This window comes from Humiphilus diazotrophicus (genome assembly GCF_059726315.1).
Window position 1 is genome coordinate 1,224,897 of the sequence record NZ_AP040870.1, and the last position, 25,455, is coordinate 1,250,351.

At 50.0% G+C, this 25,455-nt stretch carries 15 protein-coding genes; 4 read left to right on the plus strand and 11 right to left on the minus strand.

Going from position 1 to position 25,455, the window contains the following annotated elements; all coding sequences use genetic code 11:
* Nucleotides 1-464: 464 nt before the first annotated feature.
* The 5 genes from AC6I7T_RS06445 to AC6I7T_RS06465 form a co-directional block, all read right to left on the minus strand.
* The gene (locus tag AC6I7T_RS06445; RefSeq protein WP_497792509.1) at nt 465-2,420 is read right to left on the minus strand and encodes a hypothetical protein; all 1,956 of its coding nucleotides are present in this window, start codon (nt 2,418-2,420) and stop codon (nt 465-467) included.
* A gap of 71 nt (nt 2,421-2,491) precedes the next feature.
* Complete coding sequence (locus tag AC6I7T_RS06450; protein WP_497792510.1) at nt 2,492-3,433, minus strand: sugar phosphate isomerase/epimerase family protein; 942 nt, start codon at nt 3,431-3,433, stop codon at nt 2,492-2,494.
* Nucleotides 3,434-3,484: 51 nt separating this feature from the next.
* Nucleotides 3,485-4,552 (minus strand): dihydrodipicolinate synthase family protein, encoded by a 1,068-nt coding sequence (locus tag AC6I7T_RS06455; protein ID WP_497792511.1) that lies wholly within the window; start codon nt 4,550-4,552, stop codon nt 3,485-3,487.
* A 12-nt stretch (nt 4,553-4,564) separates the two neighbouring features.
* On the minus strand, nt 4,565-5,611 hold the full coding sequence (locus AC6I7T_RS06460) for an NAD-dependent epimerase/dehydratase family protein (RefSeq protein ID WP_497794563.1): 1,047 nt from the start codon (nt 5,609-5,611) through the stop codon (nt 4,565-4,567).
* Nucleotides 5,612-5,645: 34 nt separating this feature from the next.
* The gene (locus tag AC6I7T_RS06465) at nt 5,646-6,959 is read right to left on the minus strand and encodes an MFS transporter (RefSeq protein WP_497792513.1); all 1,314 of its coding nucleotides are present in this window, start codon (nt 6,957-6,959) and stop codon (nt 5,646-5,648) included.
* A 184-nt stretch (nt 6,960-7,143) separates the two neighbouring features.
* On the opposite strand from AC6I7T_RS06465, the gene AC6I7T_RS06470 reads away from it, so the two are divergent.
* Nucleotides 7,144-7,983, plus strand: coding sequence for an IclR family transcriptional regulator (locus AC6I7T_RS06470; RefSeq protein ID WP_497792514.1), 840 nt, complete (start codon nt 7,144-7,146; stop codon nt 7,981-7,983).
* Nucleotides 7,984-8,216: 233 nt separating this feature from the next.
* Here AC6I7T_RS06470 and AC6I7T_RS06475 read toward each other — a convergent pair whose 3' ends face one another.
* Nucleotides 8,217-11,249 carry a putative Ig domain-containing protein gene (locus AC6I7T_RS06475; protein ID WP_497792515.1) on the minus strand — a complete coding sequence of 1,011 codons (3,033 nt, stop codon included), beginning with the start codon at nt 11,247-11,249 and terminating at the stop codon, nt 8,217-8,219.
* Between the two features lie 2,074 nt (nt 11,250-13,323).
* Between AC6I7T_RS06475 and AC6I7T_RS06480 the strand changes: the two genes are divergently transcribed.
* A complete protein-coding gene (locus AC6I7T_RS06480) occupies nt 13,324-14,217 on the plus strand; it encodes a polysaccharide deacetylase family protein (protein ID WP_497792516.1) in 894 nt (297 codons plus the stop codon).
* Between the two features lie 116 nt (nt 14,218-14,333).
* Nucleotides 14,334-15,329 carry a glycosyltransferase family 2 protein gene (locus tag AC6I7T_RS06485; RefSeq protein WP_497792517.1) on the plus strand — a complete coding sequence of 332 codons (996 nt, stop codon included), beginning with the start codon at nt 14,334-14,336 and terminating at the stop codon, nt 15,327-15,329.
* Between the two features lie 112 nt (nt 15,330-15,441).
* Here AC6I7T_RS06485 and AC6I7T_RS06490 read toward each other — a convergent pair whose 3' ends face one another.
* The 3 genes from AC6I7T_RS06490 to AC6I7T_RS06500 all read right to left on the minus strand — a co-directional run bounded on the left by AC6I7T_RS06490 (nt 15,442) and on the right by AC6I7T_RS06500 (nt 18,130).
* Nucleotides 15,442-15,663, minus strand: a complete 222-nt coding sequence (locus AC6I7T_RS06490) for a hypothetical protein (RefSeq protein ID WP_497792518.1) — start codon at nt 15,661-15,663, stop codon at nt 15,442-15,444.
* Between the two features lie 187 nt (nt 15,664-15,850).
* On the minus strand, nt 15,851-17,344 hold the full coding sequence (locus AC6I7T_RS06495) for a glycoside hydrolase family 32 protein (RefSeq protein WP_497792519.1): 1,494 nt from the start codon (nt 17,342-17,344) through the stop codon (nt 15,851-15,853).
* Between the two features lie 240 nt (nt 17,345-17,584).
* Nucleotides 17,585-18,130 (minus strand): LacI family DNA-binding transcriptional regulator, encoded by a 546-nt coding sequence (locus tag AC6I7T_RS06500; RefSeq protein WP_497792520.1) that lies wholly within the window; start codon nt 18,128-18,130, stop codon nt 17,585-17,587.
* Nucleotides 18,131-18,266: 136 nt separating this feature from the next.
* Between AC6I7T_RS06500 and AC6I7T_RS06505 the strand changes: the two genes are divergently transcribed.
* Nucleotides 18,267-19,121, plus strand: coding sequence for a sugar phosphate isomerase/epimerase family protein (locus AC6I7T_RS06505; protein ID WP_497792521.1), 855 nt, complete (start codon nt 18,267-18,269; stop codon nt 19,119-19,121).
* 185 nt (nt 19,122-19,306) lie between these two features.
* Here the strand turns inward: AC6I7T_RS06505 and AC6I7T_RS06510 are convergent, their stop codons facing one another.
* Nucleotides 19,307-20,530, minus strand: a complete 1,224-nt coding sequence (locus AC6I7T_RS06510) for a metallophosphoesterase (protein WP_497792522.1) — start codon at nt 20,528-20,530, stop codon at nt 19,307-19,309.
* Nucleotides 20,531-20,845: 315 nt separating this feature from the next.
* Complete coding sequence (locus AC6I7T_RS06515) at nt 20,846-24,886, minus strand: carboxypeptidase-like regulatory domain-containing protein (protein ID WP_497792523.1); 4,041 nt, start codon at nt 24,884-24,886, stop codon at nt 20,846-20,848.
* Nucleotides 24,887-25,455 lie beyond the last annotated feature (569 nt).

Below are 25,455 nucleotides of genomic sequence, written 5' to 3' on the forward strand. Positions count from 1 at the left end.
CAACGTTAAATCCGGCTCCGCTTCCACCCACGCTATTACCTGCTTTTGCTCTCTGGCTCCGACGTGTGGTTTTCTCCCGGGACGATGAACAACTCGCTCGGCTTGACCACTATGCTTCCGCTGGCTGGAAACCTTCTTCGCCCAACCTACACTTACTCCAAATAGCTCTGCCAATTCCTCCAGCGTCCCATTCCCATCATCATAGGCTGCTAGGAACTTACGTCGCAGATCATCTTCGTAGGCTTTCGCCATTGCTTTGCTTGTCGCTGAGTTTCGCCATGCTCAGTCTACACTAATTCGAAAAATGCTCTAGCAATTCGAACAAAGTTCTCCGCGTCCATGAAAGCAGGGGAAGAGTAAGGTCGTAACTCGCGCTAAGATCCTGAAATCCAATAATATCCGGAGCGCCGAGAGGCTACTTGCTCCATCTTCGGAAACTAGAAATCAACCGCTGATGCTAAAGCTTATTTGAGCGGCGAGGTTAAATATTGTTGTGCATCCTGCCACTCGCGCTCCATCAGGCGCACCTTTTGATGTAAAGCTTCTACAAGATCTGGCCCCAACAAGAACGTATCCTCATATCGTTTATGATCTGCGTGAACAATCAGTTCCATACCCCCTTTTTCCAGGAGTGCGATGAGTTCCGTCGTATTGTCCAGTTCATCTCGCTGGATATTATTCCAATCCAGATAGTCACCATCTCCTGTCATAGTGAACTGCTTTGGAGGGACGTGGGGACCCTTCCCAATTGCCGCGGCATTGCGATCCCGAAGGAGTTGGGCAAAATAAAAGTTATTCATGGACCGCAGCGCGTTTACCCATAGCCGCAGAGAAATTGCCAGTTGCTGAAGCCATTTCTGTTCAGGTGCACCTTTCGTGTTCTCTAGAACTTGAGCAGCATGAAGAGCACGCCCAATCGCGCGCTGCAATCCCGCATCATCCCACGAGTTTGGACCTTTCATACGCATTCCATGGAGATCAGCATAATCATTGCGCGCTTCTACCTCAGAGACATTGAAAACAAAGGGTAGAAAAGAACGCTCCTCCTCCGGCTTCAACACATCCGGTTTAAATAGAAGAGGCCGGGTAATGTAGCGCATGGAAACTTCGCAATAGGTATTACTGAAACCAGGAGCTATTGCGCCCTTAAGGAGAAAGGCCTGATTCATCGCATAAAATGCTTCGACTAAAGAGCCTGTATTCTCCGCACCGCCCCAACGCTTAGCGAGTTTTCGCAGCCTATCTATTTGAGATAAAAGGCCATGATACGGCTCCTCCAGACAGTCCTGTACCATTTCGATAAGTTTCTCGGCAGTTTGTACAGAATCGTCACCGCGTGAATACCAGGGACTAATGTTGATCACGACGGTTTCAGTGTCTGGTGTCTCAACCCCATCGAGGGTGGATAGAATCGCAATCGGATCGATAAGCCCCTTGATCGGATTTGCAGTATTGATAAAGCTGCCTATACCAATCATGTGATAGCCGAAGGCGCTCTCACCACTGGTTTCAGCCGGATCGTCCCCGCTATCGAGAAATGTGTTCGGCGGCAACATTCGCCGGACAATAAGATCTTCGTTTTGCCAGAAGTTGCCATCCATGCGGATAACAAAGTCTCCGCCTGCTTTTTGCGCTCCCCGGTGGATCGCCTCGGCATACTCTTTCACACGAATTCCGACATCCCGATTCGCGCAGTGGGCAGGTCCGTTCGGGCCCGAGTACAATGCGGCACTCCAGCAAAGACCGCCTCCCGCATCGTTATTGTGACTAATGATCGTCTTGATCTCTGGGACATTGCGCTTGAGTTCTGCAGCCATCCACGTGATCATCTCTCGGATTTCTTCAAGATCCACACACCAAGTAAACTCCTGCTGATTACTGCGACGTGGATGATCGATGCGTGGACCGCGCAGGTGAGGATATTTCTCAAAAAAAGCAGCCGGGAGATAATGCGTCTCGTCGCTATGAAATGTCGCATTCATGCCAAGTTGTCGAAGTATCTTTGCCTTGGCAATCAGTAATTCTCGATTCTTCGTGACCCAATCGGGAGGAATAAAAGGGGCAATCTTCGGATGCGGAAAGACTTTGGCCATGCACTGCATTTCACAAGCGTATTCGTGCCACGGGCTGTTGATTGCAGGCATTTCGTACCAACTCTTGTCCGCCAGTACACTGATGTCAATCTGAACGTCCCCGTAAGGCTTTAGTCGGCTCGCAGATTGGGCTAAGGCACGAAACTCATCAAGATTGCGCGTAGCACTTCCCACAAGGAATGTCTTCTTGGAGAGACTCGTATGCGAAGCCTGTGCCGGCAATAAAGAGACGGCAGATCCGCCCTTGAACTTAAGCGGCGATGCAGACAGAAACTTGCCTGACAATATGCCCACTGAGAGTGCCTGCAGCATATCTCTGCGATTCATATCTCTTGAATCCTTTCTTTTGCGCTGTATTGACCAAACCTCCCAAGGCTTTCTGAAGACCGAGGAAGGCACTATCGATAGGCCCTTACAATCAATTCCGATAGAAAGGCTTTAGAGCGGAGAATTTCCTTTCTCTGCTCGGGACCTTCTATTTCGCGCTCAATCATGACGGGCCCTTTGTAGTTCACTCTCTTGAGTCGTTCAAAAACAGCAGGAAAATCAACCTTCCCTTCTCCAATGGGGACCTCCTGCCCAAGATTTCGCCCATCTGTCGGGAATAAACCGTCTTTTGCATGGACCCCGCGAACGAGATGCCCTATGACGTCCATCGCATCTACAGGATTACCTTTGCCGTACAGAATTAAGTTGGCTAAATCGAGATTTACAAAGAGATTCTCTGTACCAACATCCTGAATCAGCCGTAGCAATGTAATCGGAGTTTCCTCTCCGGTCTCGCACAGAAAGATCCTTCCGCGTTCTTTACAGTGCATAGCAACAGCCTTCACCGCCGTCACTGACTCCCTGTATAAAGGATCGCCCGGGTCCTCTGGAATGAAGCCACAATGAGTATGAATTGCAGGGATATCGCATTCCATGGCAATGTCGGCAGCTAATTGAAGATTGTGAATGCGCGCCTCGCGCGTAGACCGAGGTACAACCCCGATCGTCCCTGGCCCATTGTAGAAATCAAACACTCTGTGTCCGGGACCATGCTCGGAAAAGGCGGTGGCTTCCACGCCATACTTTGCCAGTGCTCTTTTTAACGGTTTAGCAACTTCCGGACCCAGCCGTTCGAAACCGATCTGGCAGGTCGACAGACCTAAGGCAGCGACGCTTGCGATTGCATCGTCGATCTCTTGGCTTGGTTGGCCCCATACCACGACTCCTAAACGTAGTGGCAGCGGGGCTTTAATAGCTTGACAGAAGACAGGATCGACAGCACTCAGCAAGCAAGCTCCACCAGCAGCTTGAAGAAAGGCGCGTCGATCGATATGGAGAAAATTGTCCGCCAAGTTATCGAACCTGATGATGCGAATTATGTAGCCTTTATCCTTTTCTGTAACTTATGGTTTTAACCATTCGTCCAGTCTTTCGCGAACAAACTCGTCATCGTGCAGATGGGGATAGGCCTCGTAAACCCTGTCAATCTCCTCTTTCTGACCAGGGCTGAGAGTTTCGTTCGGATCCAGGCACCAGATACCTTCAAGCAATCTTTGTCTCCGAAGAACCTCGTGCAGGCCTGCAATGCAGCCGGAAAATTGATTGGCCACATCGAAAAACGCGGCATTTGCATCGGTAACCTCAACACTTCGCTGCAATAATTCTTTCGGTACGGCTCCAGAATTGCATATAACCTCCCGGCAATCGTTAAACAGTTCAACTGCACGTTTCGTCCAGACCGCCCAATGGCCTAATAATCCGCCTGTCATCCGGACCTCCCGTCTTTCCCTTCCACTGGAGAAGACATACGGAGTCAAGAGGTCGAGCACAATGTTATCGTCATTACCTGTATAGAGAGGAATCGGACGATTGGACTCACATACGGCTCGGACCACATCTAAGGTCTGATAGCGATTAAAGGGTGCAATCTTTATGGCGGCAACATTCTCGATCTCCAGGAATTCACGCCAGAACTGAGAGTTCAGTACACAACCACCGACTGAGGGCTGTAGATAGAAACCAACGATGGAAATGACTTCAGCAATGGCACGACAGTGATGTACCATTGCTGTCGAATCGGAGCTATCCATACCAGCCAGGCTCAACAACCCGGCATGATAACCAAGTTTATGCAGCAATTGCGCTTCACAGAGGGCCTGCTTCAAATCTCCACAGATTCCTCCAATACGAATCAAAGGCCGCTCGCGAGAGATATCGGCTCGATCCATTTCCTCCGCTGCAAGTTCTAGTACAGGCTCATACAAGCCGATGTTAGCTTCCCGGATCGAAAACTGTGTTGTATGAACGCCAACCGCTAAGCCACCTGCACCAGCTGCCACATAATAACGAGTGAGTGCCCGCTGACGCCTTTCATCTAGACGCCGATACTTATTCAATGCCAGGGGATGAGCCGGAATTACCGTTCCCCGGGCGATTTCCTGGCTAATCCGCGGCTCAAGTGTGCAACTCATACGAAAATCCCTTTAGAAATCGCCGGAGCGAGTTTCGAAATGTGTGGGCTTTCCTAAAATATCTCCGCCTTGCAAGACCCAGTCTGCGATCCAGGGCAATATCTGCTCTGCACTTATCGTTGGCTTACCGAAGAGCCCAAAGGCCTTCTGGGCGTTGCTCAGGAGGGCATCCTTTGACTCAGTGCCTTCTAGTCGTATCGGCTTTTGCAGATACTTTCCGAACTGCTCAGCGATTTGCGCAACAGATAAGAGCTCCGGCCCGGTTATGTTGATGATGAAAGGAGGCGATGCAGACGCATGAGCCAGCGCCTGCAAACTCATAGCGGAAGCATCTGCCTGCCAGATAACATTGCAGTATCCCATCTCAAGGGGAACCGGCTGCTCGCTATAAACCTTCTGCGCAATATCCAGGAGCACTCCGTAACGAAGCTCTACAGCATAATTAAGCCTGAGGATGGCGAGTTTCGTCGCATATTTGTAACTAAAATATTCAAGTATCCGCTCGCGCCCCAAACAGCTCAAGGCGTACTCTCCGACTGGATGGAGCGGATCCCCTTCCAGCGACCCACCACGAGAAACAGGCGAAAGCCCATAGACATTTCCAGTGGAGAATGCAGCAATACGGCTTTCCCGATATCTTTCGGCAACAAGTCCTGGCACAAAGACGTTCATAGCCCAGGTCAATGCTTCCTGACCAGTTGAGCCGAATTTCATGCCAACCATATAAACTACATTTTCGGCATCGGGTAATTGCGCATACGTTTTCGAATCCAGAAGGTCACAACGGTAAGTTTCTATTCCCCACGATTGCAGCCGTTTTTCCAGATTAGATGACGAGGAGAACCTCGAGACACCGATAATACGACGCTTTATGCCAGCAAGGTCCGACGCACGTTTCGCCATACGAGCAAGTGTTGGCCCCATCTTCCCGCCAACTCCGAGTATTACGAGATCACCATTCAGAGCGCCCATCATTCGGATCGTCGCTTCTGTTGGAGCACTGAGAATTTCTTCGAGTTCTTCGACATCACGAATACTACATTTTCCCAATGACATCATCTTCACCCGCTATTCAATACTCCAATTTGATCTCTCACTCTTCCATACGCGAACATTGAGTTTGGGTGCTTCGAGGTAATCTTCTCTGCGATGGAGGGGAAATGGCATAGATCGCAACAGCACCTACGAGGGAGGCTAAGGTCATCAACTTCCACGCTGGATCGTAACTACCATAGGTATCAAATAGTCTCCCTGTTATCCATGGGGCAAGCCACTGCCCCAGCGAGTATCCCATGATAACGAGTGCCAAAAGCTTCCCTAACGATTGCAAGCCAAAACAATCCGCAGTCACAAGAGGTATCAGCATATAATCTGCGCCCATGGCCACACCAAACGCCACCGCAAAAGTCCAGGCCATAATAGGCTGATGTGCTAAAAGCAACAACGGGATAGAGCTACCCAGCAAAAAATAAAACAACGCCATCGTATTCTTTCTTTGAAAACGATCAGCTAAATAGCCGACAAGGACTCTTCCTCCCAGACTTGCCGTCAATAGCGAGGAGGAAAGATGTGAGGCCGTAGTCGTTGAGTAGCCATAATCCTTTATTAACAGGATGTAGTGTTGGATCACGGAATTTATAGCACCGACCACCAGCGTAGTTCCCAACAAAATCAACCAGAAGTTGGCAGTGCGCATGGCAGACAAAACTCCGATGGATATTGAGGGTTCTCCAGAAGCAAGTTCGCAATCCGACGGAGAAGCACCATCCGGCAATAATCCCATCTCAGCCGGAGCAGAACGCGTAACCCACACCCCTACGGGAAACAACACCACAAGGATTGTGGTGCCTATCGCTTCCAAAGCATGGCGCCAGCCAAATTCCCGTATCAAAAGATTGACCAATAGCGGCGAAGCGACTCCCCCAAGTCCAAGCCCCAGATATGCGTAGCCCATTGCCTGTCCCCGGCGTACGCGAAACCACTGGGCAATCAGCACCTGATTCGCAATCGGTCCGGCTAGCGTATATCCAAGGACTTCCATCATGCATAGCCCCTCGTATTCAATTAAACGAGTCATGAAGCCCATCAGGATCAAAGGGATTCCAATGAAGCCCACCCCGGAGAGAATTACCCAGCGAGCACCAATCCAGTCGATCAATGCTCCTGCCAACAGTCCAAAAGGAATACCTACAACGAAAAAACCAAGCAAGAAGCCCTGAGTAACTTGCGCACGAGTAAAACCCAGAGAAGCAACGAATGAAGGATAAAAAACCGGAAACCCGTAATAGATAATCCCGACGGAGAAAAACAGATTCAGGAAGGCAGCCCCAACAATCCACCAGCCGTAAAAGATTCCCTGCCGAGACTGAGGATCGAAATCCGGCTCTGAATTCTGTTTTGCTCTCATAATTGCCCGCATTCCGGTCGAGATGCCTGAATTATGGATGCATCGTTCACTCTACCCCTCTTCAGAAATTTGTCAATCTTTTTTCTACAGAGCCGACTGAGAGCGTCCCAACCCATAGCGCCTTAAACCGGAGCGGCTGAATCATACTTCCCATAACACACTCTAATGACATACGATATGGACGGTGAATGCGAGAATCCCCAAAAAGGCAAAGTCGGCTGCAATGGGATCAACCCTGCGTTGTTTTCAGGTATTGGGGTTACTTGCAGAAGAACCATTTGAATTAAGCGTCTCGAATCTCGCTGAGATCCTGTCCATTCCTCGAGCATCTGCACATCGCTTATGTGCCACACTGGAAGAAGGGGGCTTTGTTGAACGAGCTCCGACTTCCAAGCTCTATCGTCTAACTCCAAAATCGTTGTGGGTTGGTTCAGGATATTTGCGTCACTCGGCAATCTATCGTGCTGCGTTTTTCCCCATGCAATCTCTGGTAAAACAGATTCCCGGAGGCACGGTCCAGCTCGGAGTTCTATCCGAAGGCAAAGTTTTGTTTATCCACTCCGCTGGCGATCCTGGCTCTACAGAGGCTTTCGCGGATGTGGGATTGAAGAGGGCTCTTCATGCAACAGCATCGGGGAAATTATTCCTCATGGATATGCCCCAGGAACAAGTTAAGCAATTGATGTCCAATGGAATTGAGCGATATACGGAACGAACGATGGTTACATTTTCCAGGATGAAAGAAGAACTCGCTCAGATCGCAGCTAAGGGCTATGCCGTAAACGACGAAGAGCTTCTTCCCGGATATTTCGTTCTGGCAGCACCGGTACGTGATTCCAGCTCTTCAACAGTTGCAGCAATCAGCGTTACATTGCCGTCCAATCAAACTTCTTCAGAACGCGCCTATGCAGCTCTGGTCTGCGAAGCAGCACGGAAGACATCTCTACAACTAGGCTATTCCCCGCATGCTCACCTCAAACAAACGCCACGATCCAAATCCAACCGCAACGCTTCCTATCGATAAATTCATTTATTAGCCGCCTTTACCGGTTCACCAGAACATTGGAGAAGTTCGAGCTCATCGAGACAGGTCGACAATCGTCGTACTTTGACCATCACTGCATCTCTTGTGGCACCAGTTCCCACTAATGTCCATCACACAAAAAAATCCAGGTATAGAGTAGGACCTGTTTGGATCACTACCCATACCTGGATTGAGTTAGAGGCTTTCTCCCCGTGTTCTAGTAAGTATTGAGTCTACGGCTCCATTGCCCCAATGCTGGGAGGATTGGGCCTCGTGACACCCTTATAGTCCGTGGTTATTCCCGTAACCGCAACCCCGGCACCTTTCGCAGGAGTAGAGGAAAGGAGATTGAAGTCAAAGTTATCGAGAGTGCTTTCACCGGTCATACTCGCAGGTTCGTTCTCCAGGTTCGGATCGGCGCATACTTCCCCTGCGAAGCCCGTGCTCGGGCACCCACTGTTCAGGTAGTTGTAAATCAGGTTGTGGTCTCTTTGCGTAAAGTTCAATCCAGACGAGAAGTACGCGAAGGCTGGCAATTGGCCACCGTTGTATTTCGGGTTGGAGTATCCGCGCATGAGGTTGTTACGGTAAATAAGCTGGCTATTTGAGCAGCCATTGCTTCCACACTGAATATCCAGCGTAACGTTTGAGTACCCTACGATCGTATTGTTTTCGAAGTGGAGTGTACCCCCGTCCAAGATGAACATGGTGATTCCATCTCCATTTGCACGGCAGTAATCTAGCAGGGCCGAATTGAAGCCAGATACGATATCCCCAATCGGCGCCGAGAGTCGATTACAGTTGGTTACGGCCAGATTGTTTTGGAAGACGATGTTGGTCATCGCGCCGAGTTTATACTGCTGTCCCATGTTGCCATAGGAAGCAGAATTCGTAACAGTGATGTTTGACCCGGTTACGTGCAGCAGATCGAAACCATCTTGCGTGTTGTAACGGAAGAGGCAGTGATCGCAGGTGAAGTTGAGCGGAGTATTTGGGGTACCGACACCGTCTCCATATCCAGCGGAATTGTCATCGGCACAGCCAAAAGCAGGATAGTTGCGGGTTATCGGATATTGCTCATTACATCCGTTCCACTCGATCATCAGATGACTGGCATTGACGGCAGCACTCGTCGAGGACTGGCCGCTTCCATCGTCGAACTCCCATCCAGCCAAAGCATTGGTAGCAATACGCATGTTGTTGACCGTGACGACGCCACCAATCATTCCCTTGATGCCGTTGTCGGTGAAACCATGAATATCCAGATCTTGCAGCCAAATATTCTTGGTTGTCACATCTGTCATGAGGCCGTTCTTTGCGTAATCATCCACACTATAGGTGCAGTTGGTGCATTGAGAATGGTCGGTCAGTTCGAAGCATTGAAGATCTACATACTGAGTTCCGGACAAATATAGGTCGGTGTATACTCCGCCGCCACCGAAGAGTTGAGTTTTCGGACTGGTGCTGCAAGTAGCGTAGTTTTCACCCAGGATGCGCGTGTGACGAGCAGAGGTTCCAGAGGGGATTGGAGGATTATAGGCCAAGTAACCATAGCCCATATTGTTACCGAAATCTCCTCCCGTAGGATCCTGGCCAACACGCCATGGACCACCACGAACGATTACTGTATCGCCACCTGCGATCACCCATGCCATCTTGGTGCCGTCGGTGTAGAGATAGCGGAAATCGTTGAAGGCGCAATTCTGGTTGGTGCCGCTACCCGGATAGGGGGCGTCAGCTTGTCCATTGCACTGCCCTGAGGTCTTGTTCGAGGAATAGCGTGTGCCGCCATCGGGACGGACGAACCAGGTTGTGCCACCGCCGGTCGAATTGACCTGCAACGTAAAGTTTGCGGAAGCATCTTGTTTTGTAGATGATGAGTCTGTTACGAGGACGCCGAAATTGAACGCACCGCTCGCAGTCGGAGTTCCCGATAATGTTCCGGTTGAACTCAAACTAATTCCTGCGGGCAGAGAACCGGAAGATACACTCCACTGATAAGGACTCTGTCCACCACTTGCAGTCATCGTGGCTGAATAAGAGCTTCCAACTATGCCGCTTGACAGACTTGTTGTCGAAATCGCCAACGGTGCACTTCCGCTCTGGATAGAAAGAGCTAGCGTAACCTGCACTGTCTTCGGAGTAGATTCGCCGTCGGTAACGGAAACAATGATGGAGAAATTACCACTCGCGGATGGCGTTCCAGAGATGGAACCGGCTGAACTCAGTGTCAATCCAGATGGCAAAGAACCAGATACCAGCTTCCAGCTATAGGGAGTTTGGCCTCCGGTTGCAGCTAAAGTTGCCGAATACGCCTTGCCGACTGTACCGCTAGGCAAGCTGGTTGTCGAAATCGTCAGCGGTGCTATTGCGCTCTGAATAGAAAGAGCCAGCGTAGCCTGTGCAGTCTGAGGAGTGGATGCGCTGTCGGTAACTGAAACCGTAATCGAGAAGTTGCCGCTTGCGGATGGCGTTCCAGAGATGGAGCCAGTAGAGCTTAGTGCTAACCCCGACGGCAAGGAACCAGATACCAGCTTCCATGTGTACGGACTCTGACCACCACTTGCAGCTAAGCTTGCTGCATATGCTGTTCCGACTGTGCCGCTAGGAAGGCTGGTTGTCGAAATTGCAACGGGGGAGGTCGTCGCGCTCTTGATAGTGAGAGTAAAACTCGCCTTTGCTGTTTGGGGAGTGGAGCCACTATCAACAGCGGATACCGTAATTGGGAAGCTTCCACTTGCCTTCGGTGTTCCGGAAATTACGCCTTGAGAACTCAGTGTCAATCCAGACGGCAAAGAGCCGGATACCAAAGACCATTTATAAGGCTGAACGCCACTGCTGGCTGTGAGGGTTTTGGAATACGCAGTCCCCACTGTGCCACTAGGCAAGCTGGTTGTCGTGATCGCCAGAGCTGCGGGCGCGCTCTGTACTGTTAAGCTTACCGAATAATATTGTGTTTGTTGTGAGCGGCCGGAATCAGCCACGGCTAGCGTAAAGTAAGAGGTCCCACTCTTCGATGGGGTGCCTGACAGTACGCCGCTTGTACTTATGGTAATTCCTGCAGGTAAGGAACCCCAAGAGATGCCCCAGGTATATGGTGTTTGGCCGCCGGTCGCGGATGCAGTTACGGAATATGGCTTTCCAACCGTGGCATTAGGCAAACTTGTGGTGTTGACTGTGAGAGCGGTATAGGCGAATGCTGAACCAGAAGCAGAGAAAATTGCAGCAATTACCAATAAAATTACAGCGAATCTTCGCATTGACATAAAACACCTGATCCAAAAGATATGTTTGGTCCAAATCCGGCAGAAGTCATTGTTTGTCCGGTGCCATAAGCATCGGACAAACAATGATTAGAGAAATCTAAACAACGAAATACCAGCATGGTCGGCGGGCATCTGCGAAGAACTAAACTCTACTCCGCAACTATGTGGAGACCCTCCGGGGAGGTTTCCACTTTTTACCTTTTACACTAATGATTGCCATAACAATATTCACTTAACCCCAAAGTTGCCAATGTCACTTAAGTTGTAGGGAGTAGCTATAGTCGCTATACCTGGCTTCAAACAGCAGACTAATCAGCAAGCGAGAAGCTCCACCAACAGATCTAAACATCAATGAATAGAGCCTTTCCAGCCTCTTTGCGCTTCCGTCAGGAAGGGAAAATAAGGAACTCCAGCAGTTCCATTTTCAGGCTTATCTATATGACACCTACGCTCTAATACGCCACCTCATTAATAACGTCTCGATAAGCAGTGACAAACATCACAATGCCCGAATTGTTTTGCTACACCGTTTCCTTTTCGAAAACGGGAAAACGGTGCTAACACTTTCGTGTCAGTACCATTGACACCCACCTTGATTTAATTAGCGATCCGCAAGGACACAGCGCACAACAAACGTCACGTTTCGCATGCCTGTTCGCAGCAAGATCGATTCCACGATTTTCCCGAGTAAGTTATCGATCCAATCTTGGCATAAGTATATTTACCCATATCGATAACGATAGAGATTAGTGCAATACGATATCTCAAGCAGACTTTATCTATATCTTCATCACGACCATCATGTCGGGCATAATATCTGACTCAGTCTCGGTATACTCCATGTTAGTAGACCTCTGTGCAACTCGAGGTTCTCAATCCAGCTGAATCGAGAACCTCCTCCTATGGACGAAGCTTTCAGTGCTCGACTTCTAGGAACTCCTAACGTGGCGACCTAGAGTCCATAGACCACCATTGCCGTTTGGGATGAGCAGGACGACGGCTTGAAAAATCGAAGGGGAGTAGAGAGGAAGCGCCGGTATGCGATAAAGTTGGGAGGAAGGCAGATCCAGATCATTAAACTGATTGGCTCTCCACATCTACAGCATTCTCGCTTTCGCTGGAGACTGGAGAAAAATGATCACATGGCTGTTCCGTCAAAGAACCGGGGTCCCCAATACACAAGCAGTTGGTGTGTTGGGGTGGAAAGAACGGCCGTACTGCACTGAATTCCGCTGCGCCATACTAAAAGCGAAATGGCTCCAGGCAGGACTCAAACCTATAGCCCTTTGGCAACAAGCCCACTGAAGAGACTTCTTTTCACCTTTCGCGAGAACGTCTTGCTATTTTGGAGAATCAATCCTCCGCCCGTACCACCAACACACGATGCTCTTTTGTTTTATTCGGTGTGGAGCACCCGCAGCGACAACGACAGCACAGTGAAGACCATTAGCAAGGTCGCATTGAAGCTCTCATTGAGAGTAGATTGCCTAGCATTGTCCATTGTCAGCACATTAGAGACTGAAAGGTCACAGTCGAGTCCCTGCACAATACGCTGCACGGGAAACGCCGGTTGTTCTACATCGAATCTAGAGCGGGTGGCCAACGTGCCCACGCTAAAGGAACCTGTATAGAGGAAAGAATGAAGAATAGGTTGAATGTGTTTTGCGGCCTGATATCAAGTGTCAACGAGAACACCCAAGGTCTCGTTCCTTCGATCTGTTGGCTAGCTGCAGTCCCCCTAACGGAGACAGGACACGTTCTTCTCTCTGGCACAAGATATTTAGAATCAACCGGGGATAGAATATCCCTGAATGAAAAGCTCTGCGAGCAAACTTTCTTGAGTTGCAGTTTCGGATCTTTAACATCTCTTACGATGATCTCGACTCAGGACATTTCTATTGTGCTTGAATTAAATGCGTTGACGTATGCTTTCTTCGGCCATATATTTCTTTGGCAACGAGCAGCAGGTAGGAATCATCCTTTAATCAGGCTCATTGGGACTATAAGTACTTGCACCTACTTTGTTTTTCAGTGAAACGATGTCCTTTATTCTCCACTCACTCGCATAGGAAACATGAAGGTATATAGAATCTTAAGCCGACTAGCGAAGCTCTTTGGCAGTGCCATCTTCCATGGAGTATCGTTACTTTTCCGGCAGCTTCAGAGAATTCAAGGCAAAATACCCCCGGCAAGTTGCGTAGTACTTTGCTATCATGCTGTAGCGGCGTCGGATCGCAAGTATTTCGCCAGGCAGATGGAGATTCTTCTTCAGAACGCCAAGCCAGTAAGTCCAGACAATACGAAGCCACTGATCCCTGGGCAACGGTATGTTTCTATAACCTTTGATGATGGGCACCAGAGCGTAGTGGATAACGCTCTTCCTGAGCTTCGAAACCGAGGAATTCCCTGTGCGATCTTCGTCATTAGTGACTTACTCGGACAATCAGCACCGTGGTCGGGGATTAAAGGGTATGCATGGGAGGACAAATACGTTACCCAGGATGTCCTTCGCAATTTGCCTTCCGACCTAGTGATTGTGGGCTCCCACACTAACACGCATCCAAGCCTTCCTGCGCTGGGTGATGCGGAGGCGAGACGAGAGATAGAAGAGTCCCGGAAAGTTCTCGCAAGAATGGTATGCCAAGAAATTGGATTATTGGCTTTTCCGCATGGCGATCATAATAAATCCGTGATCGATTGGAGTATGGAAGCTGGCTACCAAAGAGTATTTACGGTAGAACCTGTCACGGCTTTTTCTGAACCGAATGAGTTCGTCACCGGTCGGATAATGGTCGACCCATGGGACTGGCCGATCGAATTCTATCTCAAAATACTGGGAGCATACCGTTGGCTAGCTCTGGTCTTTGAATGGCGTGACGAAATTCGTAGTATGCTGGGGAGCCGATCACGAATTACGACGGGACACCTGGAACGAGCCCGCATTCGGGAAGTCCTTCGAAAATCGTGATGAATTCTCCAAGCCGCGAACCCTTCGCCCAATTTCGCCGAAGCGATTCGTCTATTCTTGCAAGCTGACATATCTCTTAATACAAATAGATTCTAATGCCACGGTGTAGTCGCCAAATGCCTCAACTGATAACAGTCGGATTGCCCGTTTTTAATGGAATGCCTTATCTTCCAGAAGCATTGGAAAGTCTGCTTTCGCAGTCTTATAGGGATTTCACGATTTTGGTTATCGATGACGGCTCTACGGACGGAACGTTGGATTACCTTCACACAATCAGCGACCCAAGAATGCAGGTGTTATCGCAAGCGAACTCGGGAATAACTAAAACACTCAATAGAATGCTTGAGATATCCAAGACTCCATGGCTGGTACGCCACGATGCGGATGATATCGCGTATCCTCGCAGGCTAGAACGAACGGTGGAGTATATCCATAAGTATCCTGATGCCGGCATGTTCTATACTGAGGCTGATTACTATACCCATACAAAGAGCCGGCGTAGGTTTCGCACTACAAAGGGCTGCCCTCAGAAGCTGCGAGAAATTACAAGGGAAGGACATCTGCTGGCAATCTGTCATCCAAGCGTCACCTTGAATATTGGAAAGACGCGAGCGGTCGGCGGTTATCGGTTCAATCTTTATGTAGAAGATATCGATTTGTGGTGGAGGATGGCGCTGGCATACGACATCCACTTCATACCCGAAGTAACCATCTCAGTTCGTCCAAACCATAGAAGCAGCTCTTCTCGAAATCTCGAGCAACAGGAGATCAACACACTTTATGTCCAATACCTTTTAATTTCGGCCTTATTCAATCTCGATCCCTGCTCCTATAGTGATGCCTACCCGCTTCTGCAACGCCTGCTGGACAAACATAAACTCAGACTTAAGAGGTGTCTCCGCGATACGAACATTCAGCTGGGTAACAAGCACTATTTGAAAGCCTTTTTCAGCTTTGCGTTGGCGTTCCTGTCTTCTCCGCCCTTCTTTATCGAACGTGCATACTACGAATTATTCCCTCATCCTCACGTATCGAATGGCGCAGACCCGCTCCGATTAGCTGAGCAATGCGTAAACTTTTGCAGAAATGCCACAACAAATTGCAAATATTAGAGCAATCTTGATTCTTATAATTGCCCCGATTGCGCTGTGGCATTTGCCCTGAAGGCGGATGGACAGGAAAGCTACGATTTCGTCTGTATGGGAAACCGCCTCGCTTTCATCTCTACACCGTAGTGGAATCTTGACCAACACCATATTCACTGGCATCTGAAGCCATCAGCACGGCACGAGTGGGATTGGCTATCCAGTTATACAAGCGCTGCAAAATTGAGAGCAGATACGCTTTACCCTGCGAAGTGAAGGTCGTCCATAGCAATCTCTTGTCGCCGTTATCCAAAGCTATTTGCGTAAAGGGCAAACCAGGTCGCGGTCTATAGATACTCATCAGATCGGCTTCACTTGCCCCTTGAGGAAACACTCAGTCGTAGCTCAAAAAGAGTCCGGAGTATTGCGAATCAGAGCCCTTGCTGGCGTAATCCTGAAATTGTGGCAAGTGCGCAGCCCCCTTGGTGCCTTGGATCAGAACAGCAGCTCTAGCCTGCGCAAACGTAGAAGAATCTCAGCGGGAATACTTATATCGAGGTCAAACGATCTGGCGAGATAGGTCTTACCGACCATGCATTTGTTTGCACACCTGTTCCCGTAATTTCAATTCGTAGGTCCGGTGCGTTCTTGCCTTGAAAGTAAAACCGTTTGGTATTGCCAATACGTCGAGAGAGCAGCATCTCGAGGACAGAGCCATCCGCAAAACAATGGATCTCCGGCTGATCTGCTGGCTTGAGTTCAACACGTTTGCCGTCGGCGATGAGTATGTGTTCGTCGGGCAGGTAACGGATTTCTGCCAGTTTCTGATCTCCCGCCGAAATGTTCGCCTCAAATGGATGGCCTTTCGAACCTGTGCTCTGTATTTCTCCCGTGGCATGCGGCAGCATATATACGCTGTCATTGAGCGAAGATTGAGGAGCAAGCACAGGCCCTCGAAGCACTTGGGTCTCCTTCGCAAAACTGATGAGGAGATCTCCGTCCTTATCCAGTTGCAGCATGCGCGGCAAGCTCATCATGCCGGACCATCCTGCTGCGAGCATTTCCTGCTCCGATCTGCGCTCTTGAATCCAGCCCCACAAGATGCGGTTTCCTTTAGCATCGAGCTGCGACTTCGCAGCATAAAAGGCTCCGCAATCCAGCATTCCGGATTTACGTGGCTCAAATCGTAGCGACTGCAGATCGAAATTTCCAGAATGCCAGAAGACCTTACCCAAGGAAGAGTAGAGGAGTACGTAACCGCCATCTAGAGGGAATAAGTCCGGGCACTCCCACATGTCTCCCACGTCGCTCGGATTGGAAGCTGGAACGCCCGTCCGAGTTTCGACGGTAAGGGGATGCAGATACTCCCACTGCCGCAGATCTTTGGAGCGATAGAGCAACACGCAGCCTCCGGTCTGCTCAATACCGGAACCGACAGTCATGAGATAGTGATCTCCCTGCCTCCATGAGGAAGGATCACGGAAGCCCGTAACCTTCATACCAGCCGGAGGCTTCGCAATTATTGGGTGTTCGAGCTTATGCCACGTACGCAGCATTGGATCGTCTGACCAGGCAAGACACTGAGATTCCTGCAGCTTCCCGTCCTTATCGTTTTTTATAACCCCGGTATACACCACATACACGCGCTGATGGCCTTGTTCCGTGATGGAGATAGCTGAGCCCGAAAAGCATCCTGCAGCATCGGGACTTCCAGGAGTCATCGTGAAGGCCATTGGCTGATGTTTCCAATGGATCATGTCCGGAGAAACAGCATGAGCCCAGCTCATATTGCCCCAGATCGCTGACTCCGGGTTGTACTGAAAGAACATGTGATACTGGCCGTTCACATAAATTGGTCCGTTCGGATCATTCATCCAATTACGCGCAGGCAAGAGATGAAACTGTGGCCGCAACGGGTCCTGAGACAGATCTTCCAGCTGCGTTTTCGAGAGTGTAGCAAGCGCTCTTGTAGCAGCAGGATAGGCAATAGCGGCACCGGCAGCTACTAGCCCTCCGAGCAGATATCTACGGGAAATCAACATTCCTATCAACTCCTTTCCCACAGGACATGCTTCAATATGGCCTTCTTCCCTGCCCGTTCCGGAAGGGAGCTTATAGCAGGACTCTGCATATAAACATTGCGTATTTACCTCAGCAAGACAACGGCAATTTTGTATTCTGTCGCATGTACAGATGTCAACAAATCCATATACATGGTTCAAATAAAGCTGACTATACAAATAGAGGAATCGAACGCCCTGCCGCGAAAAGTCAGGAGGGATTCACAGGGAGACGCCGCAGGATTTACGTACAACCCAATAGCCGTGGAGAAGGATGGAACGGGGTGGCAGTTGAGGATTGGAGATGCGATCCAACATGGCAGCAATAGCTACGGCACCGATCTCAAGACACGGCTGGTGAATCGTGGTCAGCGGTACGGGAAGTAATTCCCCATAGCGCACATCGTCAAAGCCCGTCACGCGAACGTCATGAGGAATGCGCACCGCCATCTGCAAAAGGGTGCGCATGACCTTCGCAGCGGTCAGGCCATTTCCGCAAACCAACGCATCGATCTTCCGTTTATGTATGGCCTCTCCAAGAGCAGATCCGTCGTCAGGCTGGACACGCAGAATCGATTTGGAATCGACTGTACTGCCGTGGCGATAGAGAGCTTCGCGATAACCGGCAATCCGATCGTCGATTGTCTCGGCGGACCCAGGAACACCCAGGAAACCGATGCGTTGCACACCGCTGCGGAGGAGATGTTCTGTGATGGTGTAACCCGCACGACGATTGCTAGCTGTAATCTTAAAGCTGATACTCCGCAATAGACAACTTTTCAACGAATGGCATATACATATAAGCAGAATCAATTGTTGGCTTCCACGCAGGACTCTGCGGTGTACAGTTGTTGGGTAACACGATCCGCGAAATAAACATGAAGGATTTTCCGAGGTAGTTGACATGAAAGTTGGAGTCAGTCTCTTCGCATGGACAGCAGCATTTGGCCCACAGCATCTCGATCTTTTGCCGAGGATCAAGGAAATGGGGCTGGATGTGGTTGAGATCCCCATGTTCAATCCCAAGGACCTGCCAGTAGCAGAGATACGCAGTGCATGCGAGCGAAATGGACTTCGCTGCACCGTCTGCGCAATCCTTCCGCAGGACATAAATCCTATTAGTCAGCACGCTGCAGTTCGGAGCAAATCGATCCAGCATCTTGCACAATGCATCGAGACTTCGGCGGCACTTGGAGCTAACCTCTTAGGCGGGCCGCTTTATGCTCCTATCGGCTACCTCCCGGAACACCGCCCTCAAAAAGAGGAATGGGGCTGGGCAGTCGAAGCATTTCAGGCGGTCAGTCAGCAGCTTGATTCTTACGAAATGACGCTTTCTATTGAGCCGGTGAATCGTTCGGAGACCTTCTTCCTCAGAACCGCCAACGAAGCAAAGTCCCTGTGTGAAGCAATCGGACATCCGCGAGTCGGCGTTACCATTGACACTTTTCATGCCAACATCGAAGAAAAGACTATCGTTCAAGCGCTCCAACTTCTCGGCCCTCGGCTGAAACACATTCATGCAAGTGAAAATGATCGAGGACTTCTAGGAAAGGGTCACGTCGATTTTCCTGCAATTGTCAGCGCATTGAAGCAGTCCGGCTACGACGGTTACTTAATGATCGAGGGCTTCGGTTACGATCCGAAAGAAAAGCGCTCTCCTGGCTATCTCTGGGCTGATATTGACGTGTCGCCGGAAGTGCTCGCCCTCAAGGGAATGAAGTATCTTCACTCTCTGATAGAGAACACCGAAGGCGTTTAGCAAATTGCAGCGAAACGGCAATGCCCAGGTAATATTTGCTTCCGGCGGTAAAACCAGATTTCTAGCCACATTAGAGCAAAACCAGCGTTACTATGTCCTATCCAAATTCGGCGATGTGCAGGTTTTCTCGACGGAAAACCTGCGTAGGGAGTTGTGGTTCGGGATATACCTACGCTGGTTTTGCTCTAGGCCGAGCGCAACGTCAGGACGGTGACTTCCGTCGGAACTCCGATTCGAATAGGAATCCAGTGGCCGGTTCCACCGGAAACATAAAGATGCGAATTTCCTTTTCTGTAGTACCCGAGAATGTAGCGGAACACAAAAGAAAATGGAGAAACGCCCATAAAGGCCACCTGGCCTCCATGAGTATGACCTGAAAGAGTGAGCAATACACCATGCTCCTCAACCAAAGGAAAGAGATCAGGGTGATGGGCAAGACAAAACACTGTTTCCCATCTTTTGATTTCTTCGAAACCTTTCTTTACGGAACGCTTCATCCACTCCTGGGTTGCATGTGAGGAAAGCTGATGCCGCCTCCCCGCAGGCGTTGGAAAGTCCAATCCGACAATTCTGAGTGGTTGCCCCTGATGCTCAATCACAACGCTTGAGTCAACCAGCAAACGCACCCGGCCACGTGGTGCAATCTCTTCATAGGCACGAAGTACCTCTGGTAGGCCGAAATACTTCTCATGATTCCCTAAGATCGCAAGCATTCCATGTTGAGCCTGGCAACGTTCCAAGGCTGCAAAGGTTTCAGGGATGCGGCTCATATCATCAATCAGATCTCCGGTCATGACCTGGAGATCGACACCAATCTGATTCAGCGTTTCTACAGCTTTCAGAACATGCTCAGGATCGATAAAGTCGCCCACATGAAGATCGCTCAACTGCCCGATGCGAAAACCATCCAGAGCCCTTGGAAGATTGGCAATCTTTATTTCGACATGCCGCACCTCAAACGGTTTCATTCCATTCAGGGTGCCACCGCCACTCACAGCAATGGCAGAGAAAGGCAAAGCACCAGCCAGGAAGCGCCTTCGACCAGCATTGACAGGAACCATACTGGAAGAGCCTTCGCGCGATTGAAAACGAAGATACTTGATGAGCCGAACCGCCCACAGAAGCAGTACGAGCGGCGTCCCAACAACAACGATAAAGAGAGAGGACAGCGTCCAGGTAATACAAAGGACGCGCAGAGCAATAAGCGGATTGCCAACCTTAACAGCACCCACTGGCCCGGCAAGGAAGAGCCAACCCAGATGAATCAGCAAGGCAACAGCTGCAAAAGAAACTACGCTTTTGAGCCGAGGAAACTTGTCCAGAACTAAACAGATGATGACGAAAGCAAGGCAGGTGATAATTGCTGACCGGACGAGCAATTCCAGTGTCAGAGGCTGTAAGATATGCATCCGCTCCTTTTCCGATTCCTACACCCGGAGAGCAGTGCCCTAAAATCTCCGAGCTGATGAGTCGCGCGTCAATCTATTGCCGATCCGAGCTCGCGGACTCCTGACGCAACCTTCGGCTGAATCCAACAGCTCTTCCTCATTGTCGTTGATTCCCCGGCAAATGCCAACCCAACTCAAAAAGCAAAAGGAAATGGCCATTCCTGTGCAGAATGGCCATGAGAATTTTTGATGATTTCCTTTAACTCTCGGGGACCTCCATGGTGCAGGCTAAAAGCCCACACTATGGAGATCCATTTAAGGTAGAAGCGGTAATCGTTAGAAGGCGAACCTCCCCGAGAACTGGAAGGCACGCGGATCACCGCTGGCAAAGTTAAGTGCGCCAAAAGCTGCTGCATCTACGTTGACGCCGATCTGGTTGTTCGAAGAATTATTACCAAAAGTAACCGTATTAGTCACATTCTGGCAATCAACCCCGAAGATAAATTTCATCCTCTCTGTGATATCGAACGAGCGGCGAAGCGCGCTCGTCAAGCGATACACGCCCATCCCACGCAAGCCATAGGGAGCAATGCGTGGTGAGTCACCGATCATATAATTACTCGAATCACAAAAGGGACCAGAGGAAGAGAGACAAGACGCCCCGCCGGATCCAGTTCCTTGGACTCCGGTAAGCTGGGTTTTCACCGTGTCTCCCGGATTTGCTGTCATGTACTTCTTCGAGCCGAGTGTAGCTGCCGTTATACCCGAACCCCACCCACCGTTAACACGTACTGATCCATGGAAGTTGGGATTAACGTCCGGCATGCACTGTCCCTGCCCAATATTTTGAGGACTGGTGCAGGTAGCAACGATCGCCAGTGGCAGACCAGACGAATACTGGAAGATGTTCGAGAAGTCCCAGCCACCCAAAACAGCACGGACGAAGAAGTTATTGTTTCCGATCTTCCCCTTTCCGAAAGGAAGCGAGTAGACCCCGAAGATACTCAGATTCTGAGGCTGGCTGTTGAGACTCAAAGACCGGTCTATACGGTTCTGCGCCCAAGCATGTCCGGCAAGTGTCGCCGAGGCTGGCAACGCCCAGCCACTACGCGCAGTACCCGCATCATCGATGTTCTTCGAGTAGGTGTAGTTAACGTTCATGGTCAACCCGTGCCATTCACGAGCAGCGATCGAAAGCTGGAATGCATGGTAATTCGCATTCGCGATATTACCCCATGAATCCGTCGTGCTCGTATACTGAGGCATCCAAGTCAACATGTGCGCAATGGTTGCATTTCCGCCTGTAGACAGGCTTGCCGCTTGAATATATCCCTGATAAGGAACAGGAATCGTAATTCCGGTTTTGTCCTGTGCCTCAGTGATATTGGCCTGGGTTGCAGGCCTTGTAAGATACTGTCCTAGCCCAAGCCACTTTGGATCGAGTTGTCCCGACTGCAAACCACGTATATTGCTCGCACCAGCGAGGAAGTGGCTCTGGCTCCCTGCATAGTTGAGCGTCGCCGTGATCCCAGTGATGATCTCCCGCTGCACACCGAAATTCCAAAAGATAAACTGCGGTGCACGGCCGGCAAGATAAGGATCGGGGAAGGCGATAGTGGTACCCGTACCTGAAAAGGTCCCAGAAGCACCATTGCAAGGAGCATATTTTTGCCCTGAACAAACGTAATACCCCGTGCCAAGCGTCTGGCTTATAGAGGTAATCGACGCAACTCCGGGCAGAACGTATCCAGGGCCTCCGAAATTAGCATTCGGAGCTGAAAAAGACGGATTGTTGTTCAGATAGAAGGCGGGTCCTGCATTTGTCCCTGCGGCAGAAGCAGTGAGCGAAACCGCGCTGGTAAAGCCTGCCTGTCCGGTTCCCGTTGCCGCTCCACCTGCTCCTCCGGTACCGCCAGCATGGGAGAAAAGTACTCCCCAGCCGCCACGGATAACTGTTTTGTCGTTAGCTGCATAAGCAAAGCCAAGACGCGGGCCGTAATTCTTGTGGTAGTTGTTTACAGGGGTCCGGCAGTTGCAACTGATACCGGCCCCGCGCTCCCCAGCGAACTGCAACGCACCAAGGTTACCTGTAATGGGGTTCGCAATATAAGGATTGAGAAACGACCAACGGTCCTGTTGCTCAGTATAAGTAGGAATGTAGTCCCAACGCAGGCCGAGATTCAGGGTCAACTTAGGAACGACTTTATAGTCATCCTGGAAATACAGAGCAAAGGGATGGAAACGTCCGCCCAGTATGCCGAAGGGCTGAAGCGTCACGTCGGCTTTGTTTACAGCGCCGACTATGAAGCTGGCATAGGAGTAGCCGGTGTTCCCAACGTAAGTGCTCCCACCCGGTGTAATTTGAGCTGTTTCGCTCGGACTCCAGGTTAGAGTGGTTGGCTGAGAAGGACCGTCGGCCGTGCTGGCATTATTCTGCAGCCACTGATATTGGCCTCCGAAGTTCATGGAGTGTTTGCCCTTCAGCCACTGGATATTATCGACCATCGTGAAGGTATCGGAGACGTTTGTTGTGGTAGGTGTATTGCCGACCCAACCAATTGAGCTTCCGGTTGAAGTACCCGCTGGAGCATTACTTCCTGAAAACACCGTATTGGCAGCATTCTCAGAAGCTTGGCCAGCAGGTAACCCTGTAATACCGGAGGCAGCAAGCGCATACTTGCCGTTTCCCATACTCGCGCTGATGTTTTTTACCGGAGGCCCGCCAAAGTTCATAAATCCAAATTTGAATTGATTCACCAAGTTTGGAGTGAAAGTGAACGTGTGCTGCAAGTCTGCCCAATGCCCACCGATAATGGAAATCGTGCTGGCATAGTAGGGCACTGGCAAAGGCGCTGCAGAGCTGGCAGTATAAGGAATAGCATGTCGGTTACCGCCCGTAATCACCGCTGAAAGCGTCTGTCTGTCTGAGATGGTGTAGTCAATGCGTCCAGAATAGAGCCAATTGTCATATCCCTGTGGAACGCCGCCCAGATAGTTATTCTGAATCGTACCTGGTGTTGTGATGGTCGGGTCGGGAAGAAAACTCTGCTGATACTGCGTAATCGGCGAAAGCTGGCTGGCAGGAATTACATTTGCTTTCCCACCTGGAATCAACGCTGGATTACCGTTTTTCCCATTACCTGTACCCGGACCATAACCATATTGATAACGGCAGGGACCATTGGTGCTATGCGCAGAGCAGTTTGCCAGCGATGTCGGATCGTAGATCGGGTAATTGATATTGGGAACATTACCCAATCCCCCAGCGCTTACAGGAATCAGTTCCTGGAAGTTTCCCTGACGCATCAACTGCGTTGGAACCGTGGTTGCACTGTAATTCGCCGCTTGCCGTGAACGGAACTTATCATAAGCGGTATAGAAGAAGAGTTTGTCGTGACCGTTGAATAGATGAGGAATTTTTACCGGCCCACCGACCGAAAAACCAACCTCATTCTGATTCTCTGCCGGCTTCGAACCCGGAACCTTAACGAGTTGTCCATTCTGAACTACCGTCTTGGTGTTGCCGCCGCCCGGCTTTGACGAAAACGACCATGCGTCAAACGCCGTATTTCTGAAGTAACCAAAGGCCGCGCCATGATATTTATTCGTGCCTGCCTTCAGGTTGTAATTCTCCAACCCTGCGCCTTGATACTCGGCAGAAAAGCCACTGGTCACTACTTTGACCTGATCGATTGCCTCCAGAGGAATAATGTTGAGTATCGGCCGGTTATCACCTTGTTGACTCTGAGTTGTAATCGGCAGACCGTCTACATACAGCTCCCCGAGTCGCTGCCCTGTGCCTCCAATGATCGAAGACCTTCCCCCCGGCGGTACCTGTGCTCCAGGGAGCAAATTTGAGAACTGAGTGATGTCGCGCTGCTGCAACCCGGTGATCATAATCGGCAATTTGCTTACATAGTTGTTGTCGATTGTGCCGCCCAAGGCTGAGTTGGTTGTTTCCAAAGCAGGGGGCGCAGCTGTCACTGTTACAGTTTCGTCCTGCGAGCCTGCCTTCAGAGTTACATTGATGCCCAAATTGTTTAATGCATATACAGTCAGGTTCTCTTGTGTGAACGTTGAGAAACCGCTCGCCGTCACTGTCAGCGAATAGATGCCAGGAATTAGAGGAGCGATATTGTAGAGGCCATCAGAGGAAGATACACGTTTGGTCTCGACGCCGGTATTAATATTGTGCGCAATCACCGTAGCATCGGGGACCCGTGCTCCGGACGAATCCATCACCGTACCACTGATCGCTCCATCGCCACCGGTTTGAGCCCAAAGCCCCGGAGAGATGGAAAGTGCAAAGACACATATCAGGATGAGCGGAATCCGGCTCCAGTACAACCGGGTATCCGATTGAAAACACTTATTCATGAAATGCCTCCCCAAAAAACAACATAAAAACGTAGATCTTATGAACTGTAGACAAGTAACCTACTGAAACAATGAGAGTCAATAGAAAAAAAGGCTCCCTATTGAATTACCTAAAAACTGCCACCGAAAAGAGACATCAATTCGGGAAGCAGGCAATGGCAGGTAATGATCGTCGCGCTCATAATTGTTATGGCTATTCTTAGTGATATCGGTTTCTTCTCTGGCTTTCTTTAGAAGCAAAGAATGGGATTTATTCTAGTCGAGAACTGGATGGACCTCTTTGCGAAAGAATCTCTCGACGAAGGAGAGACCCCGATCCCAGCATCACATTCATCCGGAGGTTAAAACTCATAACTTATAACAATTCTTGGCGCACAAAAACCTTTAAAAATCGGCTGATTAGCGCAAAGATGCGCATCCTAAAACTGACTTTAGAATAGGTCCATCGAAGGCGTCGCGCTTAGTGTCGAGCCGGAGACTGGTTGGTCCACTTCAGAGAAATTGGTATTAAGACTTAGCGCGCTCCTATTAAAGACTTATATATTCCATTTTGTCAAAATCTAGATATG

Excerpts from the sequence above, each read along its gene's own strand:
- AC6I7T_RS06445 (WP_497792509.1), bottom strand. The coding sequence starts at position 2,420 with ATGAATCGCAGAGATATGCTGCAGGCACTCTCAGTGGGCATATTGTCA.
- AC6I7T_RS06455 (WP_497792511.1), bottom strand. The coding sequence starts at position 4,552 with ATGAGTTGCACACTTGAGCCGCGGATTAGCCAGGAAATCGCCCGGGGA.
- AC6I7T_RS06460 (WP_497794563.1), bottom strand. The coding sequence starts at position 5,611 with ATGATGTCATTGGGAAAATGTAGTATTCGTGATGTCGAAGAACTCGAA.
- AC6I7T_RS06465 (WP_497792513.1), bottom strand. The coding sequence starts at position 6,959 with ATGAGAGCAAAACAGAATTCAGAGCCGGATTTCGATCCTCAGTCTCGG.
- AC6I7T_RS06475 (WP_497792515.1), bottom strand. The coding sequence starts at position 11,249 with ATGTCAATGCGAAGATTCGCTGTAATTTTATTGGTAATTGCTGCAATT.
- AC6I7T_RS06480 (WP_497792516.1), top strand. The coding sequence starts at position 13,324 with ATGAAGGTATATAGAATCTTAAGCCGACTAGCGAAGCTCTTTGGCAGT.
- AC6I7T_RS06485 (WP_497792517.1), top strand. The coding sequence starts at position 14,334 with ATGCCTCAACTGATAACAGTCGGATTGCCCGTTTTTAATGGAATGCCT.
- AC6I7T_RS06490 (WP_497792518.1), bottom strand. The coding sequence starts at position 15,663 with ATGAGTATCTATAGACCGCGACCTGGTTTGCCCTTTACGCAAATAGCT.
- AC6I7T_RS06495 (WP_497792519.1), bottom strand. The coding sequence starts at position 17,344 with ATGTTGATTTCCCGTAGATATCTGCTCGGAGGGCTAGTAGCTGCCGGT.
- AC6I7T_RS06505 (WP_497792521.1), top strand. The coding sequence starts at position 18,267 with ATGAAAGTTGGAGTCAGTCTCTTCGCATGGACAGCAGCATTTGGCCCA.
- AC6I7T_RS06510 (WP_497792522.1), bottom strand. The coding sequence starts at position 20,530 with ATGCATATCTTACAGCCTCTGACACTGGAATTGCTCGTCCGGTCAGCA.
- AC6I7T_RS06515 (WP_497792523.1), bottom strand. The coding sequence starts at position 24,886 with ATGAATAAGTGTTTTCAATCGGATACCCGGTTGTACTGGAGCCGGATT.